The following is a 16,694-nucleotide window of genomic DNA, read 5'->3' as shown; positions in this document are numbered from 1 at the left end:
ATACAAAACAAAATATATATGCTATGAAAATTATTAGAAGATTTGGCATTTTAAGTGGTCTGTTAACAATAATCACGCTTGTTGTTTCATGTGAGGACTATATAGATCTTGATAATCCTTCAAAAACGTCAGAGATCGCTCTTTTCAATGATGTATCTTATACATCTTCAGCAGTGACGGCAATTTATGGGGAGCTTATAGGAGATAATGGTTACGGTAATCGTTTATCTTCAATCTTACCCCTTGCCGCAGACGACTTTGAAACTTCAGGCGATTACAATTGCAATGACCGTAGAGGTATAAGTATGTTTGAAGCTTGCTCTTCAAATTCAGAACTTAATAACCCATTTAAACAGTTGTATAGTGGGATTGAGCGTGCAAATTTATGTATTAAAAATATACCTGGATCTACGGTATACACTACAGGTTCTGAATCTGATAAAGCGATGATGGATAAGTTTTTAGGAGAAGCACTTACCCTAAGAGCACAATTCTATTATGAGCTGATACGTAATTGGGGTGATGTTCCTTTTCATGACAGACCAGCGGCCGATCTTGAAGATATTTTTTTACCTAAAACAGATCGTGATGTTATTTATGAACAACTTTTAAGCGATTTAGAACAGGCCTCTCAATTAATTCCGTGGCGATCTGAAATAGGTTCAACACCTACACGACTCTCCAAAGCAGCCGTGAAAGCCCTACGCGCGCGTATTGCACTGGCACGAGCAGGATATTCTTTGCGCCGAGATCCGGTGCAAATGATTCAGGGTAGCAGTCCCCAAACATATTATCAGATTGCATTTAATGAATGTAAGGAAATTATAGCTCGTAGGGGAGAGCATGATTTAAATCCAGAGTTTGAGGACTTATTTAGATCACTGCACGAAGGTCGAGCAGATGCAACAAATGAGATAATTTTTGAGGTAGGAGCATTTGGAGGTAATTCAAGCACAGATAGTAAATTAGGATATTACAATGGTTTGCGTCACGATCGTGCTTCACAATGGAACGGTGGGGGTGGTATTAATGCAATCCCAACATATTTTTATGAATTTGGCCGAAATGATTTGCGTAGAGATGTAACCATTACATTCTTACAGATTAATAAGGATGAGCAGACTGAAGTAGCTCAAGCGGGTAGTTGGACAGATGGTAAATTCAGAAAATCTTGGACTTCCATAACTGGTCCCTCTCAAAATTTAGCTGTAAACTGGCCGTTAATACGTTTTGCAGATGTGCTTCTTATGTTTGCCGAAGCTGATAATGAAATCAATAATGGCCCTTCTGCAGAAGCCGTTTCTGCCTTGGAAGAAGTGAGAATACGTGCATATGGTGGTAACGCATCACAAATAGGAACAACCCCTACATCCAAAGATGCATTTTTTGAGGCTTTAGTTCACGAGCGCTTATTAGAATTTGGTGGTGAAAGTATCCGTAAATATGATTTGATTCGCTGGAATTTAATTAATGATAAAATACAGGAAACCAAAGCAAAACTCACAGACTTCATGAATGGAACCGGTGATTACACTAATGTTCCTGAAGTAATTTATTATAAAGTAGCAGATTACAACCCAGAAGCTAGCGCTCAAGAGGTAGTGGAAAACCTAGATATTTATTATAGTGGTAACGATCAATCAACAGTATATTATAATCCCACACCTTCCACGGTACCTTCAGGTTATTCTCAGGCACGCTGGAGAGATGGGGTGGATGCAGATTATATTGATAGCGAGCGTAAAGGTTTTGCTCAATATTTTGAACCTAACCGAAAGGAGTTGTTACCTCTTTTTGATGATATTTTGAATACCAATTATAATCTTACCCAAGATTACGGATATTAAACAATAGTGATCATTAAAACATACACGCAAATGATAAATTTTAAATTTAAAAGATTAGCGGGAATTACATTGATAGTACTGTCACTGCCTTTGCTTATCTCTTGTGATAGAGACGATGATGCTAATCTGGGGCCTATTAAGATGTTTACTCCAGGAACTGTAAATACCCAAGGCTTTGATAATGAAGCTCGATTAACGTGGGATCCTTCTTTATTTACAGGAAACATAGGTGAAACATATACTGCTCAAGTTTCTCTAGACTCCTTATTTACTAATGAAGCTGAAATAATTCTCGAAAAGCAAACCGATACAACAGGAATAGTCTTTACAGATGCTGAGCTTGAAGTGCGTAAAACATATTTCGCTCGAATAAAAGCAAACGCTTATGAAGACCGTCCAGAATCAAATTGGACACCAGGATACAGTTTCAGAATAAGAGGTATTCAAATCCTATATGATGTTTACGCTCCAGAAGTGGGAGCAAACTCTGCTACAATTCGTTGGATGCCAAGAGATGGAGTTTCTTCGGTTTCAATTCAGGAGTTTACGCAAGAAGCAGGCGAAGAACGTGTGCTGGTAGGCGATCCTATCGATGTTAGTGTAACTCCTGCTGAAGCAGCTGAAGGAGTAAAATTATTAACCGATTTATCTCCTGAAACTAAATATCAGATTGATCTATATCAAGGTTCTATCAGCGTAGGGTATCGTGCTTTTACCACTTCAAAAATTTCAATTTATACCACGACACTTTCTCCAGGTGATGATTTATCTGATGCTATTGATGCAAGTGTAGATGGTGATGTGATTGCATTAAATCCAGGGAGTTATGATGAGAGTGATTCTAATTTTAATATAACAGGTAAATCTATTTCCATAGTTTCTACATCTAGTAATCCTAGAGATACAAAAGTTATGTTCAAAGAATTTACTTTAAATGGTGATGGAGCCGGTATTACTATAGATGGTATTGAGTTGGATGGTAGTAATGGTGCACTGTATCTTATAAATCTTACCGGAGGAGAAACTAATTTTGGAAATGTAAGGTTCAATAATTCCATAATTCACGATGTATCAACGAGTGCTTTCCGGGCAAATCGAGGGCCTAATAGTGGTTACTTTATGGATAGTTTTACTATTGATTACTCTTTAATTTATAATATCTCACCTAGTAATTATGGCTTTTTCCATCTTGATGAGCTGATTTTTAATGAAATTAATATCACAAATTCTACAATTTACACTTCGGCAGATTTATTAATAAGAAGAAGGCAAAGCCTTGATGCTCCAGGACCTACACCAACTGTGCTAATAGATTATTGTACTATTAATAGTATAGGTTCTTCAAGTAATTATACTTTATATGACGGAGGAAGTGTAGATGTGAATCTTATAATAACTAATTCCATTATTGCAAATATTCCACTCCCAGGTTCTACGGTTGGAGAATCTCTGTTACGTTTAGACGGTTCTGGATCCTCGGCACGTATTGCTAATAACAACTTTTTTAATCTGAAAAATTCAAGTGAAGCAGATGCAGTTGATCTAACAATACCCGAGCAACCTTATATCACAGTTGAGAATATTTTCAGAATAAATTTAGGCTGGGATGGGACGACTACAAATTTTACAGTATCACAAAATCCGGGATTACAAAGCGCTTCATCAGTGGGTGGTTTGATAGGAGATCCTAGATGGTGGTTTAACTAAATTAACAATCTAAAAGAAGTTCTGATTTTGAATGAAATCAGAACTTTTTATTTAAACGCTTTCTATGAAAAATAAACAAATTAGATTTTTATTTATTCTATATATGGTGTTGGGCCCTATGGCTCATGCGCAGCAACTGGCCTTTCCTACTGCAGAAGGTTTTGGCAGGTTTGCTACAGGTGGACGGGGAGGAGAAGTTTATATTGTAACAAATCTAAATGACGATGGGGAAGGTAGTTTGCGTAAAGGTGTGGTAAAACATGGTCCCAGGATTATTGTATTTGCTGTTTCTGGCACTATTGCTTTAGAATCTACATTAGATATTAACAATCCAGATATTACCATAGCAGGACAATCTGCACCAGGTGATGGTATTTGTATAAAAGGATATCCAGTTACTGTAAAGGCAAATAATGTTATTATTCGATATATGCGTTTTAGACTTGGGGATGTCAATAAAGTTGAGGGAGATGCATTGGGCGGTAGAGATACAAAAGATGTAATTATAGATCATTGCTCAATAAGTTGGGCCACAGACGAGAATACATCATTTTATAGAAATGAAAACTTTACAATGCAGTGGTGTATTATATCAGAATCGTTAAACAGCTCTGTTCATAGTAAAGGGGATCATGGATATGGGGGAATCTGGGGAGGCGTAAATGCTTCTTTTCATCATAATTTATTAGCCAGTAATCACAGTAGAAACCCACGTTTTAGTGGCTCAAAAACTACTGCTAATACGGCTAATGAATTTGTTGATTTTAGAAATAATGTGATTTATAATTGGGAAGATAATAGTGCTTATGGAGGAGAGAAAGGCACCTATAATATGATTAATAATTACTTTAAATCGGGTGTTTCCACAAAGAAAACCACACGTAACAGAATTGTAAATCCTTCAGAGCCTTACGGAAAGTTTTACGTAAATGGAAATATAGTGGAAGGATTCCCGGAAATTACAAAAGATAATTGGGCTGGTGGTATTCAATGTGAGAATCCTGAAGAAACACGTCTAATAGAAGCAATTGCAATAGATAATAATGTAATTACGCAAGACGCGAAATTGGCATTTGTTAAAGTACTGCACGATGCTGGTGCAAGCCTCAAAAGAGATTCGGTAGATCATAAAGTGGTACAAAGTGTTGCCACTGGTAAGCCTCATTATAAAGAAGGGATTATAGATTCACAAAATAATATAGGGGGCTGGCCTATTCTCAAGTCTAAACCTACTCTTAAAGATACAGATGCAGATGGTATGCCCGATTCTTGGGAAGAACAAAGAGGTTTAAACTCGGTAATAAATGATGCTGATCAAAACGACTTAGATGAAGTTTATACGAATGTTGAAGTTTATTTAAACAGTTTGATTCCTTCACATTTACAAACCTCTAGCATTTTCAACAAGGATTATCACTTTGTTGTAGACGCAGCCGGAAATGGAGATTTTACAAATGTGCAGGATGCGATTGATGCGGTTCCTGATTTTAGAAAGAATGAAACACGTATACAAATAAAATCTGGTGTTTATAAAGAAAAATTAGTGCTTGCGGCTTCTAAAATTAATGTCACACTTATAGGTGAAGATATGGAAACCACGATTCTTACTTATGATGATTATGCGCAAAGAATTAACCGATTTGGAGAAGAAATGGGAACGACAGGTTCTTCCTCTTTTTTTATTTTTGGTGATGGCTTTAGAGCGGAAAATATTAGCTTTCAAAATACTGCAGGACCTATAGGTCAGGCTGTGGCAGTGCGTATAGATGGGGATAAAATAGTTTTTAAGAATTGTAGTTTTATTGGAAATCAAGATACCCTTTACACTCATGCAGCTTTAAGTAGGCAGTATTATGAGAATTGTATTATTACAGGAACGGTCGATTTTATTTTTGGTTGGTCAACGGCAGTATTTAATAAATGTACACTCATAGTTAAAGATAAAGGGTACATAACAGCCGCGAGTACTCCAAAAGACCATGCTTATGGTTATGTGTTTATAGATTGTACTATTAAAGGAGATGGGGTGGCAACTCATTATTTAGGAAGACCTTGGAGAGACTATGCAAAAACGGTATTTATAAATACTATTACAGATGCAAGTATAAAAGACGAAGGGTGGCATAATTGGAACAAACCACAAGCTGAAAAAACCACATTTTATGCAGAATATAATACTATGAGCTCTATGAAAAATAGCGCACAACGTGTTAATTGGGTAAAGGATCTTTCAAAAAATGAAATTGACGAGTATTATACAATAGACCATATCTTAAAAGGAGCAGATAACTGGAATCCTTTAATCAAAGGCTAATACACATGTAGTGTACTCCCATTTCTTAAATGATTAAAATTTGAGAGATAAATTAGTATTTCAATAAATTTTTAGGGTTTTAATTTGGGTACTAATAATATTTAGTTAATTTAGTGTAATCGATTGCACGCTTTCTTCTATTCAACATTTAACCAGCTATGATCCAAATAATTTTTAATGTTTTTTATTATAAATATCGATTTCGTAAATCGATGTTTTTAGTATTGGTACTAATGGGTTTCACACTAGTATCATGTAAATATCAATCTCAAACAGAAGCGAATCAAGACGTAGTCATACAGGAAAATCCCTGGGATGAAGCAGAACGTATTATTGAAAAAATAGGGAAGATAAATTTCCCTGACACCGAATTCATTGTGACAGATTTTGGAGCCATGGGAGATGGTGAGACTTTAAATACGCAAGCTTTTAGAGACGCTATAGATAAATGTAATGCTGCAGGCGGTGGACATGTAATTGTACCAGCAGGAAATTATTTAACAGGTCCGATTCATTTAAAAAGTAATGTTGACCTGCATCTAGAAGAAGGTTCAGAAATCTTGTTTACAACAGATTATAAAGCTTATTTGCCTGCTGTACATACTTCTTATGAAGGCATGGAGATTATGAATTACTCCCCATTAATCTATGCAAAGGGGCAGAAAAATATTGCTGTAACCGGTAAAGGTACCCTTAATGGTCAAGCTAACAATCAAAACTGGTGGCCTTGGTCTGGTGCAGCACGTTATGGTCATCAAGAAGGTACCCCACAACAGAAAGATAATCATAATTTACCTAAGCTATTTAAAATGGTGGAAGATGGCGTTCCTGTAGAAGATAGGGTGTTTGGAGTAGGTCATGAGCTACGTCCATTATTTTTTCAGACTTTAGAATGTGAGAATGTTTTAATTCAAGGAGTAACCTTTACAAATGCTCCTTTTTGGGTAATTCATCCTTTAAAATCAAAATATATCACTGTAGACGGCGTAACGGTGAACAGTCACGGTCCTAATAATGATGGTTGTGATCCAGAATATTCAAGTTATGTGCATATAACCAACTGCAAATTTAATACTGGTGACGATTGTATTGCTATAAAATCTGGTCGCAATGCAGACGGACGTCGTGTCAATATACCCAGTGAGAATATTGTAGTAGAAAATTGTGAAATGAAAGATGGTCACGGGGGTGTGGTAATGGGAAGTGAAATATCGGCAGGTGTGCGTAATGTTTTTGTACGCAACTGTATAATGAACAGTCCTAATTTAGATAGAGCAATTCGTATTAAGACAAATACACTACGCGGAGGTTTTGTCGAAAATTTATATGTAAAAGATATTGAAGTTGGGCAGGTTAAAGAAGCTGTACTCAAAATCAATTTATATTATGGAATCTATGGAGTTCAAGAAGGAGAGTTTATACCTACTATAAAAAATATAAATCTTGAAAATATTACTGTAGAAAACGGAGGTGAATACGGGATATTAATCAAGGGAAGACCAGAAAAGTTAGTTTCGGGAATCACGTTGAAAAATGTGGTTATTAATGGAGCAGAACAACCTACATCAATAGAAAATTGTGAACCTATTACATACTTCAACACAAAAATCAATTATATCATTATGCAATAATCCAAACTACTCATTCAAAAATTTACATACACAATTAAACTTATTATAAATGAATTATTTAATTACTCATCTCCTCATTCGAGGAAAAAAGAGAAGCATTTTTGTACTTGTTTTCAGTCTCTGCTCTTTCATAGGCTTTGGTCAAAATATTCGCACCATTACCGGAACAATTTCTGCTGCTGACGATAGCATGCCATTGCCTGGCGTTAATGTACTAGTAGAAGGTACAAATGCGGCAACTGTTACTGATTTTGATGGAAATTTTCAGTTAGAAATTCCAAGTGGCGATGCTACTCTTGTTGTAAGTTACGTTGGTTTTATAACAAAACGAATACCAGTTAGCTCGCAAAGTAATTTTACGATATCGTTAGAGACCGATGTGCAATCTCTTAGTGAAGTTGTTGTTGTGGGCTATGGTACCGTTAAAAAATCAGACCTTACCGGTGCAGTAGGTACGGTCGACTCAGAGAGTTTAACCGAACGTAATCTTACAAATCCTGTTGAATCTTTACAAGGACTGGTTGCAGGTGTTGAGGTAAGTAATTCAACTGGTCGTATTGGGGACGGTTACAATATTACTATAAGGGGTCAAAATTCAATTGGCGGAGGTGGTAACCCATTATTTGTCGTTGACGGTGTTCCTACAGATAATATAGATTTTCTAAACCCTCAAGATATTGAGCGTATGGATATCTTAAAAGATGCATCATCTACAGCAATTTACGGATCCCGTGGATCTAACGGGGTTGTAATTGTGACGACACGTAGCGGAGCAAGCGCAAAAGGTGGTCTTTCTGTAAGTGTTGAATCCTTTGTAGGAGTGAAAGATGTTGCACGCCTTCCCAATTTTATGGATCCTCAAAAATGGTGGGAATACCATCAAGGTGCCTATTTAGCTACAGCAAGTAAAGACCCAAATACTGGTGCGGTAACAGAAGCAACTTTATTTGATGCTGTTGCAGGAAGTGGAAACTCAGAATTATTTAGACGGGTTGCCGCAAACCAGTCTTTTGATTGGTATGATGCAGTTTTAAGAACTGGCATACAGCAGAACACATATGTTAACGCTTCGGGAAGAGCAGAAAATGGCTTGGGATATAATTTAGGTTTAGGTTATCAAACGGAAACTGGAAATATCGATAATGAGGAATTAAATAAGTACACTTTAAAACTAGGAGTTGATCACAAAATTAATGAGAAGTTTACATTAGGTACTAATGTTACAGTTACATTAACAGATCAGGATCAAGGAAGTGATATAGCTATGCAGGAGGCTTTTCGTCTAAATCCATTTCTAGATCCATATGATTTTGATGGGAATACTTTGTTTCCATTACCCGGAAAATTAACTGGACCAGACGGAAATCTTATTATAGATAAGACCAGCACCTATAATCCTCTTTTAGAAATTGAAAATGCAATCGATAACACTCGTAGTTGGAATATAATTGGAAATACGTATTTTGAATATAAGCCTTTAGAATGGTTGTCATTTAAGACGTCATTTGCTGCAGGATATTCAGATAATCGCCGAGGTAGATCGTGGGGACCACTCACAGATACTGGGAGTAAAAATAATAACCTATCTTCAGCTCGTTTAGATCAGATACAGAATTTCAATTATACTTGGGATAATCAGTTCAATATAACCAAGACATTTAATGAAATTCATAATGTAAATCTTTTAGGTTTATACAGTATGTTTTCAGATCGTAATGAGAGTTCATTTGCTTCTTCTCGAAATATGCCTTTTGACACCAGCTTTTTTAATATAGGTAGTGGAGAGCAAGGAACTTATGATTTGGGTTCTAATTATTTCAAAACTACTTTAAGATCTTATGCATTACGTTTTAATTATTCATACGATGATAAATATTTAGTAACCCTATCTAACAGATGGGATGGTTCATCGGTATTTCCAGAAGATAATCGCTGGGATTCATTTCCTTCTGCAGCATTGGGTTGGAATATTTCGAACGAAGATTTTTTAACAGAATCTGCTGTAGTGAGTAACTTAAAATTACGTGCTAGTTTTGGGTACACGGGGAATAACAAAATAAATCCTTACTCATCATTAAACACACTAGATACACAAACCTATTACGATTACGCAGGTCAAGCTTCAAACGGATTTATTTCTAATCAAATTGCTAATGCACAATTGAAGTGGGAACGTACTCGCGAATTTAACATTGGAGTTGATTTCGGATTATATAGAGATCGTATTACTGGAAGTTTTGATGTATATGACCGTCTATCAGATGACTTATTATTTACTCAAGACTTACCGAGTGAAACAGGATTTGAAAATATTGCAGCAAACGTTGCTTCTGTTAATAATCGGGGGATTGAGATCGCTTTGACTACTCGCAATATTCAAACAGAGGATATCACTTGGACAACTTCATTCACATTTACAAAAAATACAAATGAGTTAAGATCAATTTACGGTCAAGATCAAGTTGACGATGTAGGTAATAACCTATTTATTGGGGAGTCTCTAGATGCTCTTTATAACTATAAATTTACGGGTATATGGCAAGCAGACGAGAGAGATGAAGCAGCCGGTTATGGCATGAATGAAGGTCAAGAAAAGCTTCTTGATGTTAATGGTGATGGTAAATATACACCAGACGGTGATCGAGTTATTTTGGGTTCTACAAATCCAGATTGGACAGGAAGTTTCTTCAGTTCATTGCGTGTTAAGAATTTTGACCTTTCTACTTCCGTAATTGTTACTCAAGGAGTTTTAGTTTATAGTAACTATCACGCTAATTTTGCTGATACCCGTGACCGAGGTCGTCAAAAATTAGATATAGACTGGTATATACCAGCAAATGATGCCGGTATTCCCGCCAGAGCTTCTAATACATATCCACAACCTCGTAATGAAGGAAGCTTTTGGAGAAATAATGGAGTGGGGTATTACAGAGATGCTTCTTTTGTTAAAGTGAAGAATATAGCCTTAGGATATAACTTAAACAGTAAGGCACTAGAATCTTTAAACCTATCACAACTACGTGTGTATGCTAATGTACTTAATCCATTTGTATTTACAGAGTACGACGGCTATGATCCTGAGTGGGCAGGAGCATCACTTCAAACAGGAAGACCTGGTTATGTAACTTATCAGCTAGGGTTTAATTTAAAATTTTAAAAAATGAAAAATACAAGATATATTATAGGATGTCTGCTGCTTCTATTTGCAGTGACCAGTTGTCAAGACTTTTTAGATGAAGAAAATGAGTCGTATGCAGTTGCAGAAGAATTTTATTTAACTGCAGAAGGATATCAATCATTAATTAATGCTAACTACGCACAACTTCGAGAACTTTATGGTAATGAACCGTGGTTATATGCTTTAGGAACCGATTTATATGCCGAGGGGCGTGATGCAGAACCTACAGGATTAAGTCAATATACAGATCTTAACCCATCATCTGAAGGTGTTGCTGCATTATATGATAACGCCTACAAAGCTATACAGATAGCTAATACAGCTATTTTTTATGCCGACTTAACTGCTAATACTAGTGTACTAACACAGCAAATAGGGGAAATACGTTATCTAAGAGCAAATGCATATTTTCTATTGGTTCAAACTTATGGAGGGGTTCCACTTGTCACGGATTATTTTAAAGAGCCGGTTCTTTCTTTTGATCGTGATTCCGCAGAGAATATTTATAATTTTATTATAGCTGAATTAGAAGGTGCCTTAAGTCAAGTTAGTACCGGTGCTTTTCAAGGAAAGGTAAAACAACGTGCTGTAAATCATTTATTAGCTAAAGTTTATTTAACAAGAGGTTACGAAGATTTTGGTACGCAAGCAGATTTTGATACAGCAGCAACTTATGCCGATGCAGCAATTGCAGGTGAGAGTTTGACAATACCTTTTGACGAATTATGGGCTCCTGGTAATCCCACCTATGCAATTAATTCAGAAACATTATTTTCTGTACAATATGATCCAAAATCGGTAAGTACAGATCCTCAAGCTTTAGGACATCAACAAACTTCATATTTTGGTCCGTATCAGGGTGGGAGCGAAGTAGCAGGTAATGCACCTAGTAGAAATTATTTACTTTGTCCTACTCAATTTGCTATTGATTTATTTACTGAAGACGATGCACGTTATAATGCAACGTTTATGGTTGAGGTCTACAATCGTTATTTTGATTTTTATGATGTAGAAGATACCAGTACTTTACCGGTGGCTCACTATTATGCTCCGGCTTGGGAAGCTACAGCAGCAGATAAGGCGGCTTATATGGCTGCGCATCCCGAAGCTGTTTACCATGATTACGGTAGCTATGTTCCTTCTGTAAATCCATCAACAGATTATCAGACAATTCCAGTTAGAAAATTTGACGATCCTTCCGCTCCATTTGGCGAAAGCACCAGCAGAAGAGATATTATTCTATCTCGCTTGGGAGAAACCTATTTAATTGCTGCAGAAGCTTACTTGAAAGCGGGCGATCCTGGAACGGGATTAATTCGTCTTAATGAAGTACGTAGGCGTGCGGGAGTGGCTGCCGCGCAAGCAGGGGATTTTGATATAGATTATATTCTTGATGAACGTGGTCGCGAGTTACTAGGCGAGTACCACCGCTGGTTTGATTTAAAGCGTACTGGTAAACTCGTCGAGCGTGCTTCTGCTTATCATTTTTTAATTGAGGAAGCTAATTTTCAAGGTGCAAATGGCGAATTAAAGATTTTAAGACCATTGCCACAAACGGCCATCGACTTAAACCAAAATAGAGATTTTAAGCAAAATCCTGCTTATCAATAAAACTTAATTAAGGATAAAAAGTTAAGAAAAAGGCTTACCGACTTCGGTTAAGCTTTTTTCTGTTTTAAAAAAGTATAAACTTAAGCTGATGAAATTTTTAAAACAGATACCATTCGTGGCCTATATACTGATCTTAAGTCTTACGTGTAGAGCTCAGGAAAGCACTTCGGAAGTTTGGGTAGCAGATCAGAAAGACGGTACTTATAAAAATCCTATTCTTCATGCAGATTATTCAGACCCAGATGTGGTAGGTGTAAACGGGGATTATTACATGACATCTTCAAGTTTTAATGCTGCTCCAGGATTACCGGTATTGCATTCTCGTGATTTAATAAATTGGCAATTAATAAATTATGCACTGCCCAGGCAGTTTCCAGATGAGATGTTCAAAATTCCGCAGCATGGTAATGGAGTTTGGGCTCCAAGTATTCAATACCACAATGGTGAGTTTTATATTTTTTGGGGAGATCCAGATCAAGGAATTTTCCGTGTAAAAACTAAAGACCCACGAGGTCAATGGGAAAAACCTGTTTTGGTTTTAAAGGCCCAAGGAGCAATAGATCCTTGTCCTCTTTGGGATGATGACGGGAACTCTTATTTAGTTCATGGTTGGGCAGGGAGTCGTGCTGGTGTAAAAAGCTTACTTACGGTGCATAGAATGAATAAAGAAGCAACACAGGTTCTCGATGCTGGTAAACATGTTTTTGATGGTCACGAAAATCATCCTACTGTAGAAGGTTCTAAGTTCTACAAGCGTAATGGCTACTACTATATTTTTGCACCTGCAGGTGGGGTTAGTACGGGGTGGCAATTAATTCTTCGGTCTAAAGATGTGTATGGCCCTTATGAAGAAAAGGTGGTTTTAGAACAGGGAAGTACAGCAATTAACGGTCCGCATCAGGGGGCCTGGGTGTCAACACCGCAGGGTGAAGATTGGTTTTTTCATTTTCAAGATAAAGACGCTTATGGTCGCGTAGTTCATCTACAACCCATGTCTTGGGAAAATGATTGGCCGGTTATGGGTGAGGACTTTGATAAAAATGGAATAGGAGAGCCAGTATTAACCTATACAAAACCTAAAATAGACATAAACAATCCTATTGTCACTCCCCCCGAAACAGACGAATTTAATACCGATACCTTAGGAATACAATGGCAGTGGCAAGCAAATCCTAATGTCTTGTGGAGTGCACAAATTCGTGGTAAAGAATACCTACGTCTATTTTCTATAAAGCCAGAAGTTCAACAAAAGAATTTGTGGTTGATGCCAAATCTTCTACTTCAGAAATTTCCGGCACCTCAATTTACAGCGACTACGGTTGTTAAATTAGAACCTGAAGAGGCTACTACAGGAAAACGGGTAGGCTTAATGATTTTTGGGATGCAGTATGCGACACTCACTTTAACACATGATAAAAATGGTTTTTTTATTGAACAAACACAGGCGCTAGATGCTATGGATGGGGTAAATGAGGTTACAAATGAGCTCAAACGAGTTAAATCAAATACTGTTTATTTTAAAGTTGAAGTTAGTGCCCCAGATGCGACTTGCTGGTTTAGCTATAGCGAAGATGGAAATTCGTTTAAAAAGATAGGAAAAGCATTTACAGCTAAACCTGGAAAATGGGTAGGTGCAAAAGTAGGTGTCTTTAGTGTAAGCAGTCTAGATGCCAAAAGAGGTGGTTACGCCGACTTTGATTTTTTTAGAATTAAAAAATAAAAAAGCGATGTCAAGAAGTTCAAGTCTGTTAATTTTTTTTCTAATAGTTGCTGGCAGTTGTTTTGCGCAGAAAAAAGCGATTGAGGTGAAGCCGTACACGATAAGAACCACCTATGAGAAATTAAAAAAGGATTACCCCTTTATTTCGCCTATTAAGGAGTTAAAAGAAGGCGAATTTAAATCTGAAGAAGATATAATTTACACGAGGATAGGTGATAAGGAGTTGAAAGCAGACATATATTATCCTAAGAACCCAACAACTTCAAGTCCGGCGGTTTTGCTGGTTTTTGGAGGCGGGTGGATTAGCGGAAGTAAAGAAAACGTGAGACCAATGGCACAGCATTTAGCTAACAATGGGTTTGTGGCGGTTACTGCAGAATATCGCTTGAGTTCAGATAAGCCTTATCCTGGTGCTATTTTGGATTTAAAAGCGGCACTACGATTTATGCGCGATAATGCTGAAGCCTATCACATTAATCCTAATAAAATTGCAGTTTTAGGTAATTCTGCCGGCGCACAACTCGCCACTTTAGTAGGCGTAACCGGTAATTCAAAAATGTATAGTCTTACTAATTATAAGACATCAGATGCGGTTCAAGCGATTATAAATATTGATGGTATTGTTTCTTTTATTCATCCGGAAGCTGAGGAAAGTGAACTTGCAGGGAAATGGCTGGATGGTTCAATTGTAGAAAATCCTATAAATTGGAAAGAAGCCTCCCCTTTAGAATATGTAAATTCCACTACACCTCCCACACTTTTTATAAACAGTACTATGTCTCGTTTTCATGCTGGTCGTGATGACATGACTTCTATTTTACAGGATCACGGGATTTACAATGAAGTGCACACAATCCCCGGAACACCACATTCATTTTGGTTGATGCATCCCTGGTTTGAAAAAACATTACAGTTCAGTTTATCGTTTTTAGATCGGGTATTTAATGCGGAAACTGCACGTATTTATCGTAGGATTACGGTAGCTCAGGATGGTAGTGGTGATTTTAAAAGTATTCAAGAAGCTGTAAACAGCACGCGTGACCTAGGTCCTGATTATGTGCGAATATTTATTAAAAAGGGAATTTATAATGAGAAAATCACAATACCGGCTTGGAAACGCAAAATAGCCTTAATAGGAGAAAATCGTGATGAAGTTGTTCTTTTACACAGCGATTATTCTGGTAAAATTGATACACTTAATCAAAAAGTAATAAACACATTTACTTCGGCTACTTTAAAAGTCGAAGGGCGTGATTTTTATGCTGAAAATTTAACCATACAAAATACATGGTGTGAGAATGGGCAGGCCGTTGCCTTGCATGCAGCAGGAGATCGTTCTGTATTTAAGAACTGCAAAATATTAGGATGCCAAGATACCGTATATTCTGCCGGTGAAGATAACCGGATGTTGTTTGAAAATTGTTATATCGAAGGTACTACCGATTTTATATTTGGACAGGCAACAGCATTTTTTGAGAACTGTGAAATTAAAAGTTTGGCAGATTCATATGTAACGGCAGCATCAACACCTGCAAGTCAGCAATTCGGCTTAGTGTTTTCAAATTGCACACTTACCGCAGATTTTGCAGTTTCAAAAGTATATTTAGGAAGACCGTGGAGACCTTATGCAAAAACTGTTTTTATAAACTGCACATTGGGAGCCCATATACTCCCAGAAGGCTGGGAAGTTTGGGGTGGCGATGCGATGTTTCCACATAAAGAACGTACAGTTTTTTATGCAGAATATAATAGTAGCGGTAAAGGGGCAAAACCCGAAAAACGAGTGTGGTGGTCTCATCAAATCTACGAAAATGAGTTGCCTCAATACACTAAAGCTTCCGTTTTAAAAGGTCACGATAATTGGAATCCTAATGCAAATTCTTCAATCTTAAACAATCTAAAATGAATTTAAAGCAGTCAATTTATGGACTTTTATTTATCTGGTGTTCGATAGTTTCAGCTCAGGATAATATTACCCTGTACCTCATAGGAGATTCTACAATGGCAAATAAAAGCAATCCTGATGTGAATCCTGAACATGGATGGGGGCAAATGCTTCCCAATCTTGTGAGTGATTCACTAGTGATAAGCAACCACGCAGTAAATGGGCGCAGTAGTAAAAGCTTCATTACAGAAGGTCGTTGGCAGGTAGTGTTAGATTCATTGAAGACGGGTGATTTTTTGTTTATACAATTTGGTCATAATGATGAAAAAATTCTAGACAGCACTCGCTATACATTTCCATATACGCAATACCGCTACAATCTGCAGCGTTTTGTAAACGAGGCGAGAACTAGAGGTGCAACTCCCGTTTTGCTATCGTCTATCGTGCGACGCAATTTTAATTCTGCTGGTGTTTTAGTTGATACGCATGGAAATTATCCACTAGTGGTACGTATGACTGCAAAGGATCTTGATGTACCCTTTATAGATATGCAATTTTTAACCGAGCGTCTCGAAAAAAAATATGGGGTGGAGGGTTCTAAAGAATTGCATTTGCATTTGGAAACCGGGGAAAGCCCTTATTATAAAATGGAAAAACATGATGATACCCATCTCTCAAAAAAAGGAGCAACACTGGTGGCTATATTGGCTTTACAGGAAGTTGCACGGCAGGATTTAGCTATAAAAACCTATATAAAGGATTCCGTTTTAACTCAAGAAATTGTTTCTTTAAAAGACTAAA

At 37.0% G+C, this 16,694-nt stretch carries 9 protein-coding genes; all 9 read left to right on the top strand.

What is annotated here, in order from left to right; genetic code table 11:
* The first annotated feature begins 23 nt into the window (after positions 1 to 23).
* The 9 genes from ABVM53_RS02350 to ABVM53_RS02310 all read left to right on the top strand — a co-directional run bounded on the left by ABVM53_RS02350 (position 24) and on the right by ABVM53_RS02310 (position 16,693).
* On the top strand, positions 24 to 1,847 hold the full coding sequence (locus ABVM53_RS02350) for a RagB/SusD family nutrient uptake outer membrane protein (protein WP_405329020.1): 1,824 nt from the start codon (positions 24 to 26) through the stop codon (positions 1,845 to 1,847).
* Between the two features lie 30 nt (positions 1,848 to 1,877).
* Positions 1,878 to 3,554, top strand: coding sequence for a DUF4957 domain-containing protein (locus ABVM53_RS02345; protein ID WP_405329017.1), 1,677 nt, complete (start codon positions 1,878 to 1,880; stop codon positions 3,552 to 3,554).
* Between the two features lie 64 nt (positions 3,555 to 3,618).
* Entirely contained in the window at positions 3,619 to 5,868 is a 2,250-nt protein-coding gene (locus ABVM53_RS02340; RefSeq protein WP_405329015.1) for a pectinesterase family protein, read from the top strand.
* A gap of 233 nt (positions 5,869 to 6,101) precedes the next feature.
* Positions 6,102 to 7,499, top strand: a complete 1,398-nt coding sequence (locus ABVM53_RS02335) for a glycoside hydrolase family 28 protein (RefSeq protein WP_405329012.1) — start codon at positions 6,102 to 6,104, stop codon at positions 7,497 to 7,499.
* 49 nt (positions 7,500 to 7,548) lie between these two features.
* Entirely contained in the window at positions 7,549 to 10,656 is a 3,108-nt protein-coding gene (locus tag ABVM53_RS02330; protein WP_405329009.1) for a SusC/RagA family TonB-linked outer membrane protein, read from the top strand.
* A 3-nt stretch (positions 10,657 to 10,659) separates the two neighbouring features.
* Positions 10,660 to 12,288, top strand: a complete 1,629-nt coding sequence (locus ABVM53_RS02325; protein WP_405329006.1) for a RagB/SusD family nutrient uptake outer membrane protein — start codon at positions 10,660 to 10,662, stop codon at positions 12,286 to 12,288.
* A gap of 88 nt (positions 12,289 to 12,376) precedes the next feature.
* The gene (locus ABVM53_RS02320) at positions 12,377 to 14,008 is read left to right on the top strand and encodes a glycoside hydrolase 43 family protein (RefSeq protein ID WP_405329003.1); all 1,632 of its coding nucleotides are present in this window, start codon (positions 12,377 to 12,379) and stop codon (positions 14,006 to 14,008) included.
* Between the two features lie 7 nt (positions 14,009 to 14,015).
* Positions 14,016 to 15,914: a pectinesterase family protein gene (locus tag ABVM53_RS02315; RefSeq protein WP_405329001.1), complete on the top strand. Its 1,899-nt coding sequence runs from the start codon at positions 14,016 to 14,018 to the stop codon at positions 15,912 to 15,914.
* On the top strand, positions 15,911 to 16,693 hold the full coding sequence (locus ABVM53_RS02310; protein ID WP_405328998.1) for a rhamnogalacturonan acetylesterase: 783 nt from the start codon (positions 15,911 to 15,913) through the stop codon (positions 16,691 to 16,693). Before ABVM53_RS02315 ends, ABVM53_RS02310 begins: the two co-directional genes overlap by 4 nt.
* Position 16,694: the final 1 nt, after the last annotated feature.

The sequence above is a fragment of the Leeuwenhoekiella sp. LLG6367-2.1 genome (assembly GCF_045055775.1).
Classification (GTDB): domain Bacteria; phylum Bacteroidota; class Bacteroidia; order Flavobacteriales; family Flavobacteriaceae; genus Leeuwenhoekiella; species Leeuwenhoekiella aequorea.
The sequence above is the reverse complement of the archived record's forward strand: the minus strand, read 5'-3'. Positions and strand labels throughout refer to the sequence as shown.